Origin of the sequence: Bacteroides cellulosilyticus, assembly GCF_020091405.1 — a bacterium.
Lineage (GTDB): Bacteria > Bacteroidota > Bacteroidia > Bacteroidales > Bacteroidaceae > Bacteroides.
This window is the reverse complement of the sequence record NZ_CP081903.1, coordinates 3,296,891-3,317,587: the sequence shown is the minus strand read 5'-3', so window position 1 is coordinate 3,317,587 and position 20,697 is coordinate 3,296,891. Positions and strand designations below refer to the sequence as shown.

The following is a 20,697-nucleotide window of genomic DNA, read 5'->3' as shown; positions in this document are numbered from 1 at the left end:
ACTATGGAAGGTTCTGCTAAAGAAAAACAAGAAGCGCTGGACAAGCGTTATATACGTATGGCAAGTATCTGGGCGGAAAATTCATATTGTAAACGCCGTCAGGTAGGTGCACTCATCGTCAAAGATAAAATGATCATTTCTGACGGGTATAACGGAACGCCTGCCGGTTTTGAAAATGTATGTGAAGACGATAATAACGTTACCAAACCTTACGTGTTGCATGCCGAGGCGAATGCAATCACGAAGATAGCACGCTCTAACAATAGCAGCGACGGTGCCACTATGTATGTCACCGCTTCGCCATGCATCGAATGTTCAAAACTGATTATCCAGGCAGGTATTAAACGAGTGGTTTACTCCGAAAAATATCGTTTGGAAGACGGTATCGAACTTTTGAAGCGTGCAGGTATCGAGGTAGTATATGTAGCTACAAGTGACGAGCTACAGGCTACAAGTAGTGAATGAAAACCTTAAACAAACAATAAACTAAAATCTACGAACCACCAGCCACCACTCGTAGCTTGTAGCTCGTAGCTAACAACTAAAAGATATGAGTACAAAAAACTCTTCCCGCTTTACCCCGCTCGTCATTGCAATCAGCGTGGTAATGGGAATTCTGATCGGAACATTTTATGCCAGGCATTTCGCCGGAAATACGCTGGGCATTATTAATGGCTCGTCCAACAAGCTGAATGCTTTGCTGCGGGTTGTTGAAGACCAGTATGTAGACACCGTCAACATGACGGACCTTGTGGAAAAAGCAATGCCACAGATATTGGCTGAGTTAGACCCCCACTCTACTTACATTCCTGCCCAGAATCTGGAGGAAGTTAATTCAGAGTTGGAAGGCAGCTTTAGCGGTATCGGTATTCAATTCACCATCCAGGATGATACGATTCATGTGAACAGTGTCATTCAAGGTGGTCCGTCCGAGAAAGTAGGACTGATGGCAGGCGACCGCATCGTTATGGTAGACGATAGCTTGTTCGCCGGAATAAAGCTGACCAATGAGAAAGCCATGCGCACTTTGAAAGGCCCGAAAGGAACCAAGGTGAAATTGGGTGTCAAACGTGCCACAGAAAAGGATTTGCTGGACTTTGTCATCACCCGCGGTGATATTCCACAGAATACAATTGATGCAGCTTATATGCTCAGCAATGATTATGGATACATTCAAATCAGTAAGTTCGGACGTACCACTCATGTAGAACTGCTGAATGCTATTGCTCAACTCAGTCATCAGAATTGTAAGGGAATCATTATCGACTTGCGCGACAACACCGGTGGTTACATGGAGGCTGCCGTGCGTATGGTGAATGAATTCCTGCCGGAAGGACAACTCATCGTCTATGCCCAGGGACGCAAATACCCCCGTATGGAAGATTATGCCAACGGAACAGGCAGTTGCCAGAAGATGCCTTTGGTTGTGCTGACCAATGAAAGTTCGGCATCCGCCAGTGAGATTTTTGCAGGAGCCATTCAGGATAATGACCGTGGTACAATCGTAGGACGCCGTTCCTTCGGAAAAGGATTGGTACAACAACCGATTGATTTCAGCGATGGCTCTGCTATCCGCCTGACAATCGCCCGTTACTATACTCCATCCGGCCGTTGCATACAACGTCCGTATAAGAACGGTAAGGATGCCAAGTACGAAATGGATTGGCTGACCCGCTACGAGCATGGTGAATTCTTCTCTAAGGATAGCATCAAGCTGGACGAGAATTTGCGCTACTCCACCCGTTTGGGACGTCCCGTTTACGGTGGTGGTGGTATTATGCCGGATGTATTCGTACCGCAGGATACTACTGGAACCTCTTCTTATCTGATTGAAGTGCTCAATAAAGGACTGACTTTACAGTTCAGCTTCCAGTATTCCGACCGCAACCGGGCTAAACTGAATGAGTTCGAAAATGAAGAAGACATGCTGAAATATCTTCGCCAGCAAGGTATCGTAGAACAGTTTATCCGTTTTGCAGACAGCAAGGGAGTGAAGAGACGCAATATTCTTATTCACAAGTCCTACAAGCTGATGGAAAGAAACCTTTATGGAAACATTATCTATAATATACTAGGCAGGGAGCCTTATATAAGGTATATCAACCAGGGCGATCCTACCGTACAAAAGGCATTGGAAATTCTGGAGAACGGCGAAGCGTTTCCCAAGGCTCCGGAAGATGTTGTGAAAGAAGAAACGAAAGATGAAGGAAAGAAAAAAAGAACTGCGGAAGCGTATGGCATTGTTAAAGACCCGGCACGGGCTTACCACTACGCATCAATCCCAGTCTGCTGAAATACTTGCCGCCCTGGAAGCCCACCCGGCTTTCAGGGCGGCACATATCGTCCTGCTCTATTATTCACTGAAGGACGAAGTCGATACGCATGAATTTGTCCGGAAGTGGAGCCGTGAAAAACGGATATTGCTTCCGGTTGTCGTAGGTGACGATCTGGAATTGCGTGTCTATACCGGTCCCGAAGATCTGGCAACAGGAAGTTATGGTATTGAAGAACCTACCGGAGAACTCTTCACCGACTATGCAGCTATCGACTTTGTCGCCGTTCCCGGCGTAGCTTTCGATCATGCAGGTAACCGTCTAGGTAGAGGCAAAGGTTATTATGACCGACTGCTCCCCCGCCTCACGGCTTTCAAAGCCGGCATCTGTTTTCCTTTTCAATTAGTGGAAGAAGTGCCTGCGGAGCCATTCGACATCCGCATGGATACGATTATAACAATTCAATGAAAACAAATTATCACACTCATACTACCCGTTGCATGCACGCTACGGGTAGTGACGAAGACTACGTGCTCAGCGCCATCAAAGGCGGCTATCAGGAACTGGGATTTTCAGACCACACTCCGTGGAAGTATCACACCGATTATGTGGCTGACATGCGTATGCTCCCCGAAGAATTACCCGGATACGTAGAAAGTCTGCGCTCGCTCCGCGAGAAATACCAGGATCAGATCAGTATCAAAATCGGATTGGAATGCGAGTATTTTCCCGCCTATACCCATTGGCTGAAGGAGAAAATCAAAGAGTATCAACTGGATTATATCCTGTTCGGCAATCACCATTACCATACAGATGAGAAGTTCCCTTACTTCGGGCATCATACCGAGAACCTCGATATGCTGGAACTCTATGAAGAGAGTGCCATCGAGGGAATGGAGAGTGGTTTATTCTGCTGTCTGGCTCACCCGGATTTATTCATGCGCTCATATCCTCAGTTCGACCGTCATTGTAAGTTAATCAGCCGCCATATCTGCCGCACAGCCGCACGCCTCCATATTCCGCTGGAATATAATATCGGTTATGTAGCTTATAATGAGGCGCACAATTTGCAGACTTATCCCTGCCCGGACTTCTGGCACATTGCCGCCAATGAAGGTTGTACTGCCATCATCGGGCTGGATGCGCATAACAATAAAGACTTGGAAACGCCTGTTTATTACAATCGTGCCATAGAAGAATTGAAAGCATTGAAGATACAGAGAGTGGATAGTTTATCACTGATAACTAACCACTAATCCCTATCTGAATATGATATTCGTGATTACCTGCGCACCTACATGACGGTTCAGGTTACGTACCAGCAAGTCACGCCCCATCATCAGCTCCTGGCGCAGAGCGGCAGAGGTCAGATGAACATATAAAATCTGATTGCGGATATAGAGTTCGCGGGTATAAGAGGCAATAGTGGGGCCAAGAATTTCTGCCCATGAGTTGATGAGCCGCTGCTCATTGAGTGGCGACTCCAGACTCTCCTGCCGAAGGAAAGTACGTATCAGTTTACCTATTTGTTCGGCATCGTTACGCTTCATGCTTCATCCTCCTCCCGTTCTGTTATGACTCCTTGATCTACCTGAAACATTTTGTAATCGCTGCCTACCTTATGAAGAATGCGATCCAGATGTTCCCGGTTCGTGTCTGTTATGAATATCTGCCCAAAGTTATCACCGGCTACCAACTTGATGATCTGCTCTACGCGGGAGGCATCCAGTTTATCGAAGATATCATCCAGCAGAAGCAAAGGTACTGTGGTGCCGGTCCTTTTCAGGAAATCAAACTGAGCCAATTTCAGGGCAACAAGATAGGTTTTGTTTTGCCCCTGCGAACCTTCCCGCTTGATAGGAAAATCACCCAGAAGCATATTCAGTTCATCTTTGTGAATGCCATGCAGAGAGTATCCCATAATCTGGTCACGCACACGACTTGCTTTTATTACATCTAACAGGGATGCGTCACGGGCATGCGAATCATAAGTCAGCCCTACCTGCTCCTTATCTTGTGAGATAAAAGAATAAAATGACTGGAAAATAGGAATGAATTCACTGATAAAAGCCTCCCGCTTGCGGAAAACAATCTCACCGGCCTGTGCCATCATCTCTTCCCAAATGAGAAACAACTCTTCTTCTACCGGGACTTCACTTTTCAACAACGTATTTCGTTGAGCCAACGCTTTATTATAGCGTATCAGAGCTTCCAGATACTCTTTATCATACTGCGAAATTACGACATCCATAAAGCGCCGACGCTCGTCACTGCCTCCGGCAATCAATTCTGAGTCGGCAGGAGAAACCATGACCAGAGGCAAGAATCCGATATGATCGGACAAGCGGGTATATTCCTTTTTATTCCGCTTGAATTGTTTCTTTTGCCTGCGCTTCATACCGCAATAGATCTCTTCCGGCGTACCGTCGGGAGCTTCATAGAAACCTTGAATGACAAAGAATTCCTGATCATGGCGGATGTTTTGCGAGTCGATAGGATTGCCCGAACTCTTACAAAACGAAAGGAAATAAATGGCATCGAGCAAATTCGTTTTCCCCATGCCGTTCTGTCCGAAAAAACAGTTCAACTTGGGTGAGAATGAGAGCTCTACTTGTTCCAGATTCTTATAATTAAGTATGGATATACGTTTCAGTATCATATTACAGCAGTAAATTCAGTTACAAAGATAATGCAAAATCTCGATTTAGTGAGCGAAAAGAGAATTCATTCTTTTTTCCGAATGTGAGAGATTTATCTAAACCGAATGCAGTACAAAATAAGCATGCTTATTTTTAATGCGGAGGTGAAGCTTAGCTTATTAAAAAGTAGGAAGAATTTCGGGTTTTCAAGTGTAAAAGAAAAAAAGATGCCGCTAAATTTCGTTGATACCTATAAAAAAGTTACTTTTGCGGGTCGAAATGGCTAAATAAGAATAATAACAAAAAGAATATATAAAATGGCAGAACAAAAGAAAGCTAACGAAGCCCTGAATGTGGAAGAAGCATTATCACAATCGGAGGCATTTCTCATTAAAAACAAAAAAGCAATTATCGGCGCTGTAGTAGCAGTAATCATTATCGTAGCCGGTATAGTAATGTACAAGAACCTTTATGCTGAACCACGCGAAGAAAAGGCACAGGCTGCATTGTTCAAAGGACAGGAATACTTTGAGGCCGACCTTTACGAACAGGCATTGAATGGCGACAGTATCGGATTCGTAGGTTTCGCTAAAATTGCTGACGAATACAGTGGAACCAAAGCTGCCAACCTGGCAAAAGCATATATGGGTATCTGCTACGCCCACCTGGGACAATACGAAGCTGCTGTGAAAGCACTGGATAGCTTCAGCGGAAAAGACCAGATGATAGCTCCTGCAATGAAAGGTGCAATGGGTAACTGCTACGCACAATTAGGCCAGCTAGACAAAGCTGCTTCAATGTTGCTGAGCGCTGCTGACGAAGCTGATAACAATTCACTCAGTCCTATCTACTTGCAACAAGCCGGAGAAATCCTCGTTAAGCAAGGCAAGTATGACGACGCTATCAAAGCATATACCAAGATTAAGGACAAATATTTCCGTTCTTACCAGTCAATGGATATCGATAAGTACATCGAGCAAGCCAAACTGCTGAAGAAGTAATATACCTTATTATATAGTATATCAGACACGGGTTACACAGATTTTACACGGATAAAAAAGAAACAACCGTGAAATCCGTGTAATCCGTTTCTTTTTTTATCCCCCCTTTTATTTTTAATTATCAATTTTAGAATAACTATGGCAACAGCTTATCATAACCTTTCAGACTACGACTTCAATTCTGTTCCTGATGCTAAAGAAATGAAGTTCGGCATTGTTGTTTCTGAGTGGAACTTCAATATCACCGGAAAACTTTTAGAGGGTGCAATGAATACTTTAAAAAAACATGGTGTCAGAGACGAAAACATTTTGGTGAAAACAGTTCCGGGTAGCTTTGAATTAATTTTTGGCGCCAACCAATTCATTGAATATAGTAATGTGGATGCAGTTATTGCAATTGGTTGCGTAGTTAGAGGAGATACTCCACATTTTGACTATGTTTGTATGGGAAGCACCAACGGAATCGCCCAACTAAACGCAACTGGCAACGTACCAGTGATTTACGGATTAATTACCACCAATACGATGGAGCAAGCCGAGGACCGCGCCGGTGGCAAACTGGGTAACAAAGGTGACGAATGTGCAATTACTGCAATAAAAATGATCGATTTCGCTTGGAGTTTACAAAAATAGTCGTATCTTTGCACCGCAATTGAGAAACAAAGCTACTCAATGAGAGAATTGAGATAGATTTCAAAGTGCAAAAGGGCAAATACCAGAGTGGCCAAATGGGGCAGACTGTAAATCTGCTGTCTTTCGACTTCGGTGGTTCGAATCCATCTTTGCCCACAAAAATTGCGGAAGTAGCTCAGTTGATAGAGCATTAGCCTTCCAAGCTGAGGGTCGCGGGTTTGAGCCCCGTCTTCCGCTCTTAGAGAGAATCCTGATAGTCAAATAATTGGCTATCAGGATTTCTCTTTTTTTATAGTCCATAAAACTACAAAATTAGGCGATTTCAGAGGGTGCATGTAAACCAAGATGTAAACCAGAAAACGCGTATGAATGCCTCTGTATCAGTGGTTTGTTATAAATCAAAGACATTATCTAATGGTGAAAGTCCATTAATGCTTCAAGTTTCTAAAAGTGGAAAGCGTAAATATCAGAGTTTAGGCATATCTATTAAGCCTCGCTATTGGGACTTTACGAGGAATAAGCCAAAGCCTAATTGCCCCAATAAAGAGTATATTCAGAAGATAATCCTCGATAAGCAGACTGAACTTCAACTTGGTAAACGACAATATATTCAACTGAGTAAAGACATATTCATGTTCAGTTATTTATGTGGTGGAATCAACTTCACAGATATAGCTAATCTAACAAAAGCCAATATTATAGAAGGAAAGAGACTACATTACATCCGTCAGAAAACAGGCAAGTTAATAAAAATAGGGCTATCAGAAGAAGCAATGAAGATTATGAAGTGTTCGATACAGTCCCCAACAATTACTTTATGGATTTATACTTTATTGATACACAAATAAGGTTGAAATTATAATTCAAGCTCTCTTTTACAACAATTCAAGTATCTGCTTCTTATAATTAAGTATAAAGGAATGACCTTGTAAGAATTCGATGTTTAAGAGCCCAATATTGCCATCACCTATTATAAAATCTAACGTATACTCATCCTTTCCTACCTTGAATGTTACATTTCTACATAATTCAGCCATCTTAATTGATAATTTATTTACGATATTCGCTGTTTCCTTTTGAATTCGCTCAGGTTTTCCTACATATAAACCACGTTGAAGTTTATTGTTTCTACATCCTGTATCAAAAGCAAATCGTGTTTTTTTTCCATTGACTTTACTATCTAAAATGATATAATCTATTGCCACATCAGGATAATCTTCATGGTTTTTCCATTTATAAATAATTCCTTTCGTTTTATTATTAGAATCGTAGGGTTCAACAATATTCTTTTCCATATCAAATTTCCAAGCTCCTGATCTAAGGACATTAGCCCCGACGATAAATTTTGGTGCATATTTTTGATAATGCCCAGTAAGATCTGCAACTAAGCAATGCACTTTATAATATGTCTTTCCACAAAAAAAGATAGAATCTATAAAAGCACTTGAAATCTTATCTTTAGTTTGGTTAACAGGAATTGCTTGTAATTCATCTCCTTTTATTCCGCATGAATCAATAGCAAAAATAGAATCAATTACACATAACGAACAACCTGTATCAATAAGAGAGGGTATTGAGTGCTTTTTTGTCTCATTGAACACCTGTACATCCGTATACATAAACTTATCTTTAAAAATAAGCTTTGATTGTGCTTTAGCAGCAAAACTGACAGCAAGCATTATACATAAGGATAAAAAATAGAACTTCATAATTATTTAAAAAATATATCTCGTAAAACATCTCCTATCCACAGTTCTCTCATTTTTTCTCGAAAATAATCATCCTTAAATTTAAAGGCATCTTTATTGTATATTCTTTTAAGATTGTGATTCACACTGTCTCGGTAGTGTAAGATTAGTCGATAATACAATGCAGAGTCATTAATTTCATCTTGTTTTGCAGTTATTGAATCTTTAGCTGCATGTGTAGTAGCAAGGGTATCTTGGATTGTACTTGTTACCAACGTATCTTTTACAAATTTTATATCTAACGTGTCTTTATCTGAATTAAGATATCTATTCGTCTGTGCAAATAAAGCCGCGTTGCTAAGTGCAAGAATTAGTAAGATTGATATTTTAAGTACATCTTTCATACACCGTTTTTTGCAAAGATACAACATTCTAAAAATAGATGTTCCTTTTACCAGAAAAATAGAGGTATATCTGTAAGTTCCAAGTTTTGGGATTTCAATAGAAGCATATCTAAGTCCAACTGTCCTAACAAAGAGTAGATGTTATATGTAATGGTAGGAGAAGAATGCAAGAAGCTAAAAAACAAATATGCAAACCGAAAATAATTAGCGAAACACTTGACATCACCTTCTCAATATCGTATCTTTGTATCATCCTTTTATAGATAATCTTTATTCAACTTTGCATTAAACTACATTTCATGGCATATAAGAACGGAGAAGCAACTGCTTCCCCGTTTTTTTATTCCCTCAACGCAGCAGGCTCCGATAGCTCACGGTTCTATAAGCGTGGGCTTACACTTATAGAACCGTGAGCCCACACTTGTACAACCGTAATGCCACACTCCGTCGTCTCCAATGCCACACTTCAACAGTTTAAACATGTGGCATTCAGCGGACTAAGATGTGGCATAGAGGAGAATAAAGTGTGGCATTTGCCTCGCTAACCACAGGCAAAAGATATCAGAAATTCACAATCATAAGACATTCGAGTCATGACACTCATCTTGGCAGTATTCCAGTTAATAATACATAAATTTGCTATTGACAAAAGGCAACGATTATCTGCCGGAATCAGTAAACATTATTTTTAATTTGAAGCAAATCACAATAAAGAATGTTTCATTGTGAACAGAATTATTTCAAAAACATTCCCTCTTATTTCATAATATTACTCCTGTACTGCGTCGGCGTCAGATTAACCAACTGCTTAAACGTGCGATTGAAATGAGTGATCGAATCGAAGCCGCATTCCACAGCTATCTGCGAAATATCCATCTCTCCCAATGCTAACAATTTACAAGCATATCCCACACGCATTTCCATCACATACTGCAAAAGCGTCTTCCCTATATTCTCCTTAAAGTAACGACAGAAGGCGCTGGAGTTCATGCTCGCCATTCCGGCTATTTCATTCAATTTGAGGCTATGGGTGTAGTTATTGTTTATAAAGGAAATGATTTTATCAATCCGCTTGTTCCCCAGCGTAGGAAACTTTTCGTAATAATGCAGACTTGCCAGCGTCCTTCTTTGCGGACTGACTGCCAGCTCCTGCAACAAATCCAGCAACCCACTTATCTGGTGAAAACCACTTAATGAAAGAAAGCCGGAAAGCAACTCCCCTACCCGGGTTGCATCCTGTTTCGGAAAGATGATACCTCTATTCGATTCCTCCAACAGCATTTTTATTTGCTGAAACTGAGGGTAATAATCAAAGGAATACTGCATAAAGTTCTGCTCAAACTGAATGATAGTCCCTTGCACGCGTGAAGTGGCGTTCTCCGAACCATAAATATCATTGCTCCGCATGTAATGGGGCAGATTAGTACCGAACAGAATCACATCACCCGCAGAGAACTTCTCAATGCAATCGCCTACAAAGCACAGACCATGACTCTCCTTTACATAAATGATTTCATACTGACTGTGGAAATGCCACGGATAAGTGAAACGATCATAATCGTAATGCCGTGCCTTGATCGGATTCGACTCCGATATAGGCAACTTTTCATTTATAATCGGTCGGCGCATATATTCTGCAAAGTTTAATTCACACACAAAGATAAGGAAAGACAATAGAAATGCTACTGCATACATGCAAAAATCCGCATATATTCTGCAAATATTCATTTATCGCAGCATTATTTTTGCACGTATATTTGCAGTCAAGAATCAGTTAAACTATTAATATATAAATGTTATGGAAAAAACCTGGAGATGGTTTGGCAAGAAAGACAAAATCACGCTCGACATGCTGCGGCAAATCGGCGTGGAAGGAATTGTGACTGCCTTGCACGATGTACCCAATGGTGAAATATGGACCGAAGAGGCTATCAACGATCTGAAAACCTATATCGAGTCTTACGGCTTACGCTGGTCTGTAGTAGAAAGCCTACCTGTTTGCGAGGCGATCAAGTATGCCGGACCGGAACGTGAACAGTTGATAGAAAACTATAAAGTCAGTCTGGCAAACCTGGGCAAGTGCGGTGTGAAAACCGTATGCTATAACTTTATGCCCGTTATCGACTGGATACGCACGGATTTGCAACATCCCTGGGCAGACGGCACTTCGTCACTCTATTTCGACCGTGTTCGCTTCGCTTACTTCGACCTTCGAATCCTCGGACGCGAAGGAGCCGAAAAGGACTACTCCGCCGAAGAACTGGCAAAGGTTGCAGAACTGGACAAGACCATCACCGAAGCAGAAAAGGATGATCTCATCGACACGATCATCGTAAAGACGCAAGGTTTCGTCAACGGAAATATCAAAGAAGGAGATAAGAATCCGGTGAACATCTTCAAGAAGCTGTTGGCACTCTATAAAGGTATCGACCGTGATATGCTACGCGAAAACATGCGTTATTTTCTCTCCGCCATCATGCCTGTCTGCGAAGAATATAGTGTGAATATGTGTGTGCATCCCGATGATCCTCCGTTCCAAGTATTAGGTTTGCCACGTATTGTCACCAACGAAGCAGACATCGCCTGGTTCCTGAATGCAGTGGATAACCCGCATAACGGACTGACCTTCTGCGCCGGTTCCCTCAGTGCAGGCGAACATAACGATACCCGTGAATTAGCAAAGAAATTCGCTAAACGTACTCACTTTGTCCACCTGCGCAGCACGGCTGCCATGCCCGGAGGCAACTTTATAGAAAGCTCGCACCTGACCGGACGCGGACATCTGATTGACCTCATCCGTATCTTTGAGAAAGAAAACCCGGAACTGCCTATGCGCGTAGACCACGGACGGATGATGCTGGGTGACGAAGACAAGGGATATAACCCCGGATATTCATTCCACGGCCGTATGCTGGCATTGGCACAGGTAGAAGGAATGATGGCAGTGGTGCAAGACGAAATAAACAATTAAAAACTAATAATTAAATAAAGAGATTATGAACGAACAATTCAGTATTGCAGGTAAAGTAGCCGTTATCACCGGTGCAGGTGGTGTATTGGGTGGCAGCATTGCCAAATGTTTCATGGAGCAAGGTGCCAAAGTAGTAGCCGTTGACATCCGTCAGGAACAACTGGACAAACGTGTAGAAGAACTGAAAGCTTACGGTGAAGATGTGATCGGCATCGTAGGTAATGTATTGGACATCGCCAGCCTTGAAAAATTGGCTGATGACATCGTTACCAAATGGGGACGTATCGACATCCTGCTCAACATTGCCGGTGGCAATATGCCGGGTGCTACGCTGGCTCCCGACCAGAACTTCTTCGACATGGACGTTACCTGCTGGGAGAAAGTGACTAATCTGAACATGAACGGAACCGTTTATCCTTCTATGGTATTCAGCAAAGTGATGGCTAAGCAAGGTAAAGGCTGTATCGTAAACGTATCTTCCATGGCTGCTTACAGCGCTATCACCCGCGTTCCGGGTTACTCGGCAGCTAAGACAGCTGTTGCTAACTTCACTCAGTGGCTGGCAAGCGAACTCGCACTGAAGTACGGAGACGGCATCCGTGTGAATGCTATCGCTCCGGGTTTCTTCATCGGCGACCAGAACCGTGCCGTGCTTATCAATCCTGACGGTTCGCTGACAGACCGCAGCAAGAAAGTTTTAGCCAAAACTCCGATGAAACGCTTTGGAGATATCAACGAACTGAACGGCGCCGTACAATTTCTGTGCAGCGATGCGGCAAGTTTCGTGACGGGTGCATTGCTGCCGATAGATGGCGGATTTAGTGCATTCAGCGGAGTATAAAAAGTTACACCATATTTTTTCCACACAAAAGCTGTTTCAGAATTCTGAGACAGCTTTTGTTGTTTAATAAAAGAATGCGAACGTGCACTTAAAATAAATCCATATCCACCGTTTGATATTCAACATTTTCCAGTTACCTTTGTTGAAATGAAAACAAAACAAGAGAAAGGAGACGAACTTATGGCTGGTAATTATATTCGTTTCGATTGGGCAATGAAGCGTCTGCTGCGCAACAAAGCCAATTTTGGGGTACTGGAAGGATTCCTGACTACCCTTTTGAAAGAAAACATCAAGATTCAGAAACTTCTGGAAAGCGAAAGTAATCAAGAGGATGAGTTTGATAAGTATAATCGTGTGGATATGCTTGCTGAAAATTCGAAAGGCGAACTTATCCTGATTGAAGTCCAGAATAACAATGAATATGCTTACTTCCAGCGCATGCTGTTCGGCACTTCCAAGCTTGTGACGGAATACATCAATCGTGGCGAAGGATACGATAAAGTACGCAAAGTTTACAGCGTTAATATCGTATATTTCTCCCTAGGCAATGGAAAAGATATCGTATATCATGGCAAAACAGAGTTCCGCGGTATCCATGAAGGGGATATTCTGGAACTAACTCCTTTTCAGAAACAGACTTTCAGTGTTGATACTGTCAGCCAACTTTATCCCGAGTATTATATTCTGAAAGTAAATGATTTCAATCAGGTGGCCAAAAGCCCGTTAGAGGAATGGATTCATTATCTGAATACAGGTGATATTCCCGATAGCGCTACTGCTCCCGGTTTAGAGGAGGTTCGTGAACACCTGAAGATAGACAGGATGACTAAAGACGAGTTGAAGGCCTATTATCGGCATTTGGATAATATTGTTATCCTCCGAGACAACATCTATACGGAACGTGCAGAAGGACGCGCAGAAGGGCGTGAAGAAGGACGGGAAGAAGGACGCACAGAGGGGCGTGAAGAGGGGCGTGAAGAAGAGCGTTATAGTATAGCTCTTTCCCTAAAAGAACTCAATACTCCCATAGATGTAATTATTAAATCTACTGGTCTTTCCGAAGAAGAGATTGCTACATTATAAAGAATTAGCTTTTTACTTGTTGACGGAATTAATTCCTTTCTGTGCAGAGGGGAGTTAACTCCGTCAACGAGTTTAAGACAGACCGCAGGATGTAACGGCCTTTACCTCATATTGTAACGACTTTTACCTCGGTATGTCACGACCTTTACCTCTGTATGTAAATAGAGTTACCGTGTGGGGTTAATAAAGTGACCCCAGCATGTTAATAAAGTTACCATTTAGAGTAATTGGTGCTCTTCCTATATTAATTCAACTATAAACTCGCATTATTAATCTTTTTCGCTTATATTTGCAATGTACTTCACAATGAAGTACATTTTATGGAATTTAGTTTAGTCGCTGCTGAAACTGCAACTCTATAGAGGTGAACTGAACTGAATAGGCATTCGTATGTTCTTGAAACTTACGATATACGCGTCTATTCAGTTTATTCTTCACCTCGGGTTGTTGCAGACCTCAGCAGTAGGATAGACTGTTTTAGGCGCGTTACATATGCAAACACCCATTATCAAATCCTACAAAGTACTCACGAGACAAAACTCCCGATGGTACAAGATAATCCTGTTTATACAACAAGGAAAAACATCTGCCATGTATATCATAAAAACGCAGGATCATGAGGTTCTTGAAACTCTCAATTCAACTTGCCTCAAAGAAATAAGAGACAAAATACAGTTTGTCGGTAATTTAATACTCGGCAAACCTCAATCCAGTCCTATCCATCTGACATTCTATTACAGATTTATTCATTTAGAGCATCAGCATTACTCATGCCCAATGAAGAACTATCATATAGACTACATATTATAACTCAATTTTAAATACTATGAAATACTCATCACACCCCTACAACAGAAGGAAACTAAATTTCTTCCTCTTTATACACATTACTGCTTTCTGCATGTACATGATATTGATTCTGGTACTCGTTGTCCTTCGCCTTATATTGGAAGAAAAATACAAGGTGATAGATTCACTTCAAAAACAAATACAACAGTATAAAGAAATACCCACTACTCCCATATCCCACGAATACAGGAAGTGGTGGGATGATTATAGCTTAAAAGACGATCAGCGCTAACTTTATCTCTTAAAGTTTACCTATTCTTTAGAATATCTTTGACTTAATCAGTCCGGACAATGCCATACAGACTCCAAGGATTGATGCTGTAAGAAGATACTCTAACTGTTTACATCTGCAAAAAAACGTTCTTTTTCCTTGCATACTTTAAAAAGATGCATTACTTTTGCCACTGTTAAACACAGTATTCACCCCTTTAAAACTGAAAGAAAGGGACTAATTTATGTTGGAACTATAATATCTCAGCCAGGACTAAGTTGACTCATCGGGATGATGGGGCTTTGCTATTTTCTTGATTAGTCCTACAATCACATTTATAATTTTATTATTATTCACTTCAATGCAGTGGACAGATAGTGTTGTACCTATCATCATCCCATGCATTGGGTACAAAACGCATATTGCACTGCCCCGTCGCGAGGCAGGCAGCCCATGCCGTATGCGTACACATGAAAAAAGAAAATATGGGAATACGATTAAAAGATTTAAGTAAGCTGGGATATAGAGACAATGTAGCACGCAGTCTGGCAGTAGCCATCGTCGGCAAACATTGCAAGCACCAAAGCAAAGAACAGATTATCAAGACACTGAGCGACGTGCTGAAAAATCCCGATACTTATAAAGAGAATGAGACATGGGGCAAACTGGCCGAACACCTGTCCCCCACCCTCATCGAAAAGAAGTTCACAGCATACGACTTGCTCGATGAGCCGCTGCCCTATAAAACCTATGGCAGCAAGTTCATAGAAACCCTCGCCAAACAGCAGATGAACCTGGCCATGAGGCTCCCCGTCAGCGTAGCCGGCGCACTGATGCCCGATGCACATGCCGGATACGGTCTGCCCATCGGCGGTGTACTCGCCACGGACAATGCCGTCATCCCCTATGCCGTAGGGGTGGATATCGGTTGCCGGATGAGCCTGACGGTGTTCGATGCCAAAGCGGATTATCTGAAAAGATACTCGCATCAGATAAAAGAGGCACTGAAAAACTATACCCACTTCGGCATGGAGGGCGGCCTGACCTTTGCACAGGAGCATGAAGTGACAGAACGGGAAGAATTTCGGTTGACACCTCTTCTGAGGGACTTACGCGGAAAGGCCATTCGTCAATTGGGCAGTTCCGGCGGTGGAAATCATTTCGTGGAGTTCGGAGAGCTTCTTCTGCAAGAAGAAAATATGCTGGGACTGCCCGAAGGCAATTATATGGCATTGCTGTCACATTCCGGTTCGCGCGGACTGGGAGCAGCTATTGCCATGCATTACAGCCGGATAGCCCGTGAAGTCTGCAAACTGCCACGTGAAGCGCAGCATTTTGCCTGGCTCGACTTGAACTCGGAAGAAGGACAGGAATACTGGATGAGCATGAACCTGGCAGGCGACTATGCCCGTGCCTGTCACGAACAAATCCACCTGAACCTCTCGAAAGCTCTGGGACTGAAGCCAATGGCGAACGTGAACAATTATCACAACTTCGCCTGGAAAGAGGAGATTGCACCCGGGCGCACCGCCATCGTGCATCGCAAAGGGGCTACTCCTGCACAGGCTGGGCAACCGGGACTTATCCCCGGAAGCATGGCAACTCCCGGTTATCTGGTAGCAGGTCGGGGTGTGGAAGAGTCATTATGTTCCGCTTCGCACGGTGCCGGACGGGCTATGTCACGCCAGAAGGCAAAGGAGAGTTTCACCCAGTCGGCCATGAAGAAATTTCTCTCGCAGGCCGGGGTCACACTGATTGGAGGCAGCATCGAAGAGATGCCATTAGCCTACAAGAACATCGACCGGGTGATGCAGCCCCAAGAGACATTAGTAGAAGTGCAGGGCAAATTCATGCCGCGCATTGTAAGGATGAATAAAGAGTAAGAGGCTATGGAGAAAGTATATATGCAAATCACCTCCGGACGCGGCCCTGCCGAATGTTGCCGCGTAGTGGCGCTGGTGCTGGAAAAGATTTTGAAACAAGCCGCCGCCAAAAGAGTGAAAACAGAAATCGTGGAACGCGAAACGGGACCTCTCAACCGTACCCTGCTCTCAGCCGTCATCTCCCTGCAAGGCGGAGATTATCATGCGCTGATTGAGGACTGGGAAGGTAGCGTGCAGTGGATTGCCAAAAGTCCGTACCGCATTTATCATAAACGGAAGAACTGGTTTGTCGGTGTGCAGACCTTCACGCTCTCCGAAAGCCAGGAGGCTACGGAAGCGGAAATCCGTTATGAGACCTTACGCGCATCCGGACCGGGCGGTCAGCACGTAAACAAGACGGAGTCTGCCGTCCGTGCCGTCCATATCCCTACCGGAATGAGCGTAGTAGCTTCCGACCAACGCTCGCAATGGCAAAACAAGAAGCTGGCCACCGAACGCCTGCTGTTGAAACTGGCATCATGGAGCATAGAGCAAGCCATGATTCAGGCACAGGCTAACTGGAGTAATCACAACTGCCTGCAACGTGGCAATCCGGTGAAGGTGATCCAGGAGCCGCTAATTTAAAGTAGATGAATGATTTAAAAAGAAAGGAGCAACTTATGTTATCAGAAAAATATGGTCGCACGTATCATTACTCGTTTTCTCCCGGAACGACCAGTGACGACCGCATCAACCATACGTATTGGGAAGACATCCAACAGATAGCAACCCTGATACACACCGAAAAGCTGGACGGAGAAAATAATTGTCTGAGCCGCCACGGTGTATTTGCCCGCTCGCATGCAGCGCCCACCACCTCACCGTGGACCAGGGAACTGCGCGAGCGTTGGGAACTCATGAAAAATGATTTAGGGGACATCGAGATATTCGGTGAAAACCTGTATGCCATACATTCGATAGAGTATCGCAAACTGGAAACACACTTTTATGTGTTGACCGATGAGCACTGGACACGCAACTGGAAGCGTGCCCGCCTCATCTGGAAAATAGGAAAGGAGGAATAAAATGAATTGGGAACTGACAGATAATAAGAATTGGGACTCACTGGAACAACAGTTCCGGTGGGTACAAGATATGAACTTCGTGATGCAGTACTATTTGCATCACGAAGAAGGTAGTGTAGCCGTACATACCGGCATGGTACTGGAGGCATTGCAGCAACAGCCGGAATATCGGGCTTTACCTGCACAGGAACAGGAAATATTGTGGGCAGCCGCTTTACTGCATGATGTGAAATACAACTTACTGCAATACAATACTTACCGAGAAATACGGCGCTATCTGGAAACAAGGATCATATTCCCTCCCCATCGCCTTAAAGAACGCTGACAAGCTTCTGCCATCATAATAAGCATTGCGCACCGCATTTATCCCCACCGTAACAGGCAAAGAAATGTGCTTGGAAACCTTGAATTCAGGACGGAAACCTACCACAATGTACTGGTGCGTAAAAATCTTATCATCACCATTCAACTCTGTCAAAGCCATCTGCCCACCCATTTCCGTAATGAAATTAATGCTGAACGTTTTGTTCACATTATACCCAACCGCAAGGTTAGCTCCATCCAAAGCCGAAAAGCTGCAAGTCAGTTTATGCCCATAATTCCAGTTTACGTATAATGCAGGAAACGCCATAGGATAACCGAAAGCATTGTTCAATGCCAAACCCACACCTAGTTCCAGATTAGGGAGTATACGCCTGACAAAGACCAACCCCGCACTTCCCAATACGTTCCGGAAACGTAAATGCGAAAACCGTGTATCATCCGTATACACGCCGACACCGACGCTTACCATCATCGACCATTTCTCACTCAAAGGCCGCACATGGAAAAGCGACATCTGCAAATTCAGAATCTCGGACAACACAAGAGGCTCTGCAATATTCTTATTATTCAGAGACGCATAATCTCCCGAAAGTCCGATACCCCATATCGTAGGCTGATTGCTTTCGTTCTTTTTCATCGACAGAGGCAGATTGGCACTTCCGTGATAGACCATAGCGGAACCTTTACTGTTACCCACTTTCTGATTGTGTTCATCCCGATAAGCCGATGTACCGAAATACTCTGTTTTAATAGTGATCTGTGCAGTGCATTCCACAGAAAGCATTAGAACTAAGACTGTTGCAATAGATATCCACTTCATTTTTGCTCTTTCTTTTAATGATTTGTATGCCACAAAGATTGTCAATATCAATGCGAACGAGGAAATCTTTTTGACCAAACCCCGGCCTGCTTATGACGAAACGGATAAGCAGCAACCACTTTATCCCTTATCTTTGCAACATGAAGAAACATCTGACTTTCAAACCGCGGCAGCTCTCTACTATCTTCTGGCTACTCATTGCCGGCACTTTCTGGATACAATTCCTCAATATGTCGACCAGTATATGCGAAGCAACGCTTCTCACCATCTGCATAAGTGGCAGTTATATGCTGGTGAACCAATATCTATGCAACCATCTGCTGAAAAAAGCGATACGCACCAAGCAGATGAAACCTTTCTGGATATTGTTTATAGTGCTTTGCATCCCCACAAGTACACTGGTAGCTTCCTACTTCGTTCTCTTCCAGTATCTTGAACAAACAGGTATGTTCCCTGTATCCAACATCTTCGTAGAGGGAGAAGAGAGCCTTCTTTTCAACTCTATCCTCTTGTTACCGGGTACATTGGTTATTAATCTCGCCTTCTGTGGCCTGTGCTTCTATTCGGAAAACCTGCAATTAGAAAAAGAGAAATCTCAATTCCTCTTCCAGACATTACGGCAGCAAATCACCCCTCACTTCATGTTCAATGTGTTGAATCACATCAACATCCTGATGCAGGATAATGTGCCTTCAGCTTCCTCCCTGTTAGAGAAATATTCCGATATCCTGGCTACTAATTGTATAACGGTCAGAAAGAACTTATCAGCCTGGAACAGGAGATAGAATTCCTGCAAAACTACATAGCGATAGAAAACATTCGCTGGGAAGACAAACTGGCCGTAAGCACCGAATGGGAAGTAGAAGACGGCAGCATCGAATTCCCGCCTTTGTTATTACTGACATTCATAGAAAATGCCTTTAAACATGCATCGCACACACCCACGGAGAAAGGACAAGTACAGATACGGCTCAAACAAAATGTCCATCATATCCTTCTTGAAGTCGGCAACACCAGTTCCCCGCATCTGCAACGACCAGGCACCGGACTGGGACTGGCCAATGCAATCAAACGACTGGACATCCTGTTTCACAAGAAGTACCAGTTGTCCGTCAACCAAACAGATGCCTATTATCAAACCTCACTTAGCATTGAAATATAAAAGATGAAAGACTCCCCTGAACAACAACCCCTGAAATGCCTCATCGTAGACGACGAACAAATCGCCATCAAAGGCATTGCCAACCACATCAGCAAACTGGACTTTCTCACAGTCAACGCCACCTGTTCTTCTGCACTCGAAGCAAGAGGAATATTAGAAAACCAGTCTATCGACCTCATGTTTCTGGATATCAATATGCCCTATCTTTCCGGCATCGATTTCCTGAAATCATTGGATGAAGCACCGTTGACCATACTAACTACCGCCTACTCCGAATATGCCCTGGAAGGCTATCAACTCAATGTTGTTGACTACTTACTGAAACCAATTTCTTTTCAGCGTTTCTTCCAGGCAGTGACCAAGGCCGCCCATACCTTCAGAACCCAACTCTTACTGCAAAATAATGGAATAGAAGAAACCGCCCGGGAAATGTATATCAGGCAGGGGGATGCATTTACCCAGATATCCTGGAAAGATATACTGTATGTAGAAGGTATGCAGAACTATCTGAAACTGCACTTCAAGTCCAAAACTCTCATCATCCATCAGACCATGGCTTCACTGGAAGAAATTCTGCCTCAAAGCGCCTTCTTCAGAATACACAAGTCTTTCCTTGTAAACCTCTCGCACATTGATTCCATTGCCAAAGGAAGAGTCTTCATCAATGGGAAAGAACTTCCAGTTTCAGCCCTGCGACGGGAGGAATTACTGCAAACAGTAGTCTATAAAAATTTAATCAGCAAATAAAAATTAGGCACATCCCCTCATGAACCATGACGGATTAGACAAGATTTCCGAATATTACATCTATCTTTGCAGGCGTAAACAAACAACGCACATTTTATAGAGAA

21 protein-coding genes, 2 tRNA genes and 3 pseudogenes are annotated in these 20,697 nt (G+C 43.3%); 19 read left to right on the top strand and 7 right to left on the bottom strand.

Going from position 1 to position 20,697, the window contains the following annotated elements; translation table 11 throughout:
* Positions 1 to 3: 3 nt before the first annotated feature.
* The 4 genes from K6V21_RS12045 to K6V21_RS12030 all read left to right on the top strand — a co-directional run bounded on the left by K6V21_RS12045 (position 4) and on the right by K6V21_RS12030 (position 3,529).
* Entirely contained in the window at positions 4 to 465 is a 462-nt protein-coding gene (locus K6V21_RS12045; RefSeq protein WP_217714084.1) for a dCMP deaminase family protein, read from the top strand.
* An 85-nt stretch (positions 466 to 550) separates the two neighbouring features.
* A complete protein-coding gene (locus K6V21_RS12040) occupies positions 551 to 2,293 on the top strand; it encodes a S41 family peptidase (RefSeq protein ID WP_044262110.1) in 1,743 nt (580 codons plus the stop codon).
* The gene (locus K6V21_RS12035) at positions 2,235 to 2,741 is read left to right on the top strand and encodes a 5-formyltetrahydrofolate cyclo-ligase (protein WP_240795334.1); all 507 of its coding nucleotides are present in this window, start codon (positions 2,235 to 2,237) and stop codon (positions 2,739 to 2,741) included. Before K6V21_RS12040 ends, K6V21_RS12035 begins: the two co-directional genes overlap by 59 nt.
* Positions 2,738 to 3,529, top strand: coding sequence for a histidinol-phosphatase (locus K6V21_RS12030; protein ID WP_224321916.1), 792 nt, complete (start codon positions 2,738 to 2,740; stop codon positions 3,527 to 3,529). Before K6V21_RS12035 ends, K6V21_RS12030 begins: the two co-directional genes overlap by 4 nt.
* A 3-nt stretch (positions 3,530 to 3,532) precedes the next feature.
* On the opposite strand, the gene K6V21_RS12025 is transcribed toward K6V21_RS12030, so the two are convergent.
* Positions 3,533 to 3,823, bottom strand: a complete 291-nt coding sequence (locus K6V21_RS12025) for a DciA family protein (protein WP_007212658.1) — start codon at positions 3,821 to 3,823, stop codon at positions 3,533 to 3,535.
* Entirely contained in the window at positions 3,820 to 4,932 is a 1,113-nt protein-coding gene (recF, locus tag K6V21_RS12020) for a DNA replication/repair protein RecF (RefSeq protein ID WP_022208806.1), read from the bottom strand. Before recF ends, K6V21_RS12025 begins: the two co-directional genes overlap by 4 nt.
* Positions 4,933 to 5,229: 297 nt before the next feature.
* Between recF and K6V21_RS12015 the strand changes: the two genes are divergently transcribed.
* The 5 genes and pseudogenes from K6V21_RS12015 to K6V21_RS11995 all read left to right on the top strand — a co-directional run.
* The gene (locus K6V21_RS12015) at positions 5,230 to 5,913 is read left to right on the top strand and encodes a tetratricopeptide repeat protein (RefSeq protein ID WP_044262115.1); all 684 of its coding nucleotides are present in this window, start codon (positions 5,230 to 5,232) and stop codon (positions 5,911 to 5,913) included.
* 138 nt (positions 5,914 to 6,051) lie between these two features.
* Entirely contained in the window at positions 6,052 to 6,546 is a 495-nt protein-coding gene (gene ribH, locus K6V21_RS12010) for a 6,7-dimethyl-8-ribityllumazine synthase (RefSeq protein ID WP_217714088.1), read from the top strand.
* A gap of 73 nt (positions 6,547 to 6,619) precedes the next feature.
* A tRNA-Tyr gene (locus K6V21_RS12005) sits at positions 6,620 to 6,702 on the top strand.
* 8 nt (positions 6,703 to 6,710) lie between these two features.
* Positions 6,711 to 6,783: transfer RNA gene (locus tag K6V21_RS12000), tRNA-Gly, on the top strand.
* A gap of 128 nt (positions 6,784 to 6,911) precedes the next feature.
* Positions 6,912 to 7,334, top strand: a pseudogene (locus tag K6V21_RS11995) (site-specific integrase); the annotation flags it as partial.
* Positions 7,335 to 7,421: 87 nt separating this feature from the next.
* Here K6V21_RS11995 and K6V21_RS11990 read toward each other — a convergent pair.
* The 3 genes from K6V21_RS11990 to K6V21_RS11980 all read right to left on the bottom strand — a co-directional run bounded on the left by K6V21_RS11990 (position 7,422) and on the right by K6V21_RS11980 (position 10,366).
* Positions 7,422 to 8,255 (bottom strand): retropepsin-like domain-containing protein, encoded by an 834-nt coding sequence (locus K6V21_RS11990; protein WP_224321915.1) that lies wholly within the window; start codon positions 8,253 to 8,255, stop codon positions 7,422 to 7,424.
* 2 nt (positions 8,256 to 8,257) lie between these two features.
* Complete coding sequence (locus K6V21_RS11985) at positions 8,258 to 8,638, bottom strand: hypothetical protein (protein ID WP_224321914.1); 381 nt, start codon at positions 8,636 to 8,638, stop codon at positions 8,258 to 8,260.
* Positions 8,639 to 9,394: 756 nt separating this feature from the next.
* A complete protein-coding gene (locus tag K6V21_RS11980) occupies positions 9,395 to 10,366 on the bottom strand; it encodes an AraC family transcriptional regulator (protein WP_224321913.1) in 972 nt (323 codons plus the stop codon).
* A gap of 70 nt (positions 10,367 to 10,436) precedes the next feature.
* Here K6V21_RS11980 and uxuA point away from each other — a divergent pair, with 70 nt between their 5' ends.
* The 3 genes from uxuA (at position 10,437) to K6V21_RS11965 (ending at position 13,533) form a co-directional block, all read left to right on the top strand.
* Positions 10,437 to 11,609 (top strand): mannonate dehydratase, encoded by a 1,173-nt coding sequence (gene uxuA, locus K6V21_RS11975; protein ID WP_224321912.1) that lies wholly within the window; start codon positions 10,437 to 10,439, stop codon positions 11,607 to 11,609.
* A gap of 25 nt (positions 11,610 to 11,634) precedes the next feature.
* On the top strand, positions 11,635 to 12,450 hold the full coding sequence (locus tag K6V21_RS11970; protein WP_224321911.1) for an SDR family oxidoreductase: 816 nt from the start codon (positions 11,635 to 11,637) through the stop codon (positions 12,448 to 12,450).
* A gap of 147 nt (positions 12,451 to 12,597) precedes the next feature.
* Entirely contained in the window at positions 12,598 to 13,533 is a 936-nt protein-coding gene (locus K6V21_RS11965; RefSeq protein ID WP_224321910.1) for an Rpn family recombination-promoting nuclease/putative transposase, read from the top strand.
* A 973-nt stretch (positions 13,534 to 14,506) separates the two neighbouring features.
* On the opposite strand, the gene K6V21_RS26820 is transcribed toward K6V21_RS11965, so the two are convergent.
* Positions 14,507 to 14,563 (bottom strand): hypothetical protein, encoded by a 57-nt coding sequence (locus tag K6V21_RS26820; RefSeq protein ID WP_363317855.1) that lies wholly within the window; start codon positions 14,561 to 14,563, stop codon positions 14,507 to 14,509.
* Between the two features lie 515 nt (positions 14,564 to 15,078).
* On the opposite strand from K6V21_RS26820, the gene K6V21_RS11955 reads away from it, so the two are divergent.
* The 4 genes and pseudogenes from K6V21_RS11955 to K6V21_RS11940 all read left to right on the top strand — a co-directional run.
* On the top strand, positions 15,079 to 16,476 hold the full coding sequence (locus K6V21_RS11955) for an RtcB family protein (protein WP_224321908.1): 1,398 nt from the start codon (positions 15,079 to 15,081) through the stop codon (positions 16,474 to 16,476).
* Positions 16,477 to 16,482: 6 nt separating this feature from the next.
* Complete coding sequence (gene prfH / locus K6V21_RS11950) at positions 16,483 to 17,100, top strand: peptide chain release factor H (protein WP_224321907.1); 618 nt, start codon at positions 16,483 to 16,485, stop codon at positions 17,098 to 17,100.
* Positions 17,101 to 17,135: 35 nt separating this feature from the next.
* Positions 17,136 to 17,468 (top strand): annotated as a pseudogene (locus K6V21_RS11945) (RNA ligase family protein); the annotation flags it as partial.
* Positions 17,469 to 17,541: 73 nt separating this feature from the next.
* Positions 17,542 to 17,772: pseudogene (locus K6V21_RS11940) on the top strand (poly(A) polymerase); the annotation flags it as partial.
* Between the two features lie 6 nt (positions 17,773 to 17,778).
* On the opposite strand, the gene K6V21_RS11935 reads toward K6V21_RS11940, so the two are convergent.
* Entirely contained in the window at positions 17,779 to 18,684 is a 906-nt protein-coding gene (locus K6V21_RS11935) for a DUF6268 family outer membrane beta-barrel protein (RefSeq protein WP_217714106.1), read from the bottom strand.
* Between the two features lie 92 nt (positions 18,685 to 18,776).
* Here K6V21_RS11935 and K6V21_RS11930 point away from each other — a divergent pair, with 92 nt between their 5' ends.
* Genes K6V21_RS11930 through K6V21_RS11920 form a run of 3 tightly spaced genes read left to right on the top strand, consistent with a single transcriptional unit; the run spans position 18,777 to position 20,593 of the window.
* The gene (locus tag K6V21_RS11930) at positions 18,777 to 19,469 is read left to right on the top strand and encodes a histidine kinase (protein WP_224321904.1); all 693 of its coding nucleotides are present in this window, start codon (positions 18,777 to 18,779) and stop codon (positions 19,467 to 19,469) included.
* The gene (locus K6V21_RS11925) at positions 19,424 to 19,846 is read left to right on the top strand and encodes a sensor histidine kinase (protein ID WP_224321903.1); all 423 of its coding nucleotides are present in this window, start codon (positions 19,424 to 19,426) and stop codon (positions 19,844 to 19,846) included. Before K6V21_RS11930 ends, K6V21_RS11925 begins: the two co-directional genes overlap by 46 nt.
* A gap of 3 nt (positions 19,847 to 19,849) precedes the next feature.
* A complete protein-coding gene (locus K6V21_RS11920; RefSeq protein ID WP_224321902.1) occupies positions 19,850 to 20,593 on the top strand; it encodes a LytR/AlgR family response regulator transcription factor in 744 nt (247 codons plus the stop codon).
* Positions 20,594 to 20,697 lie beyond the last annotated feature (104 nt).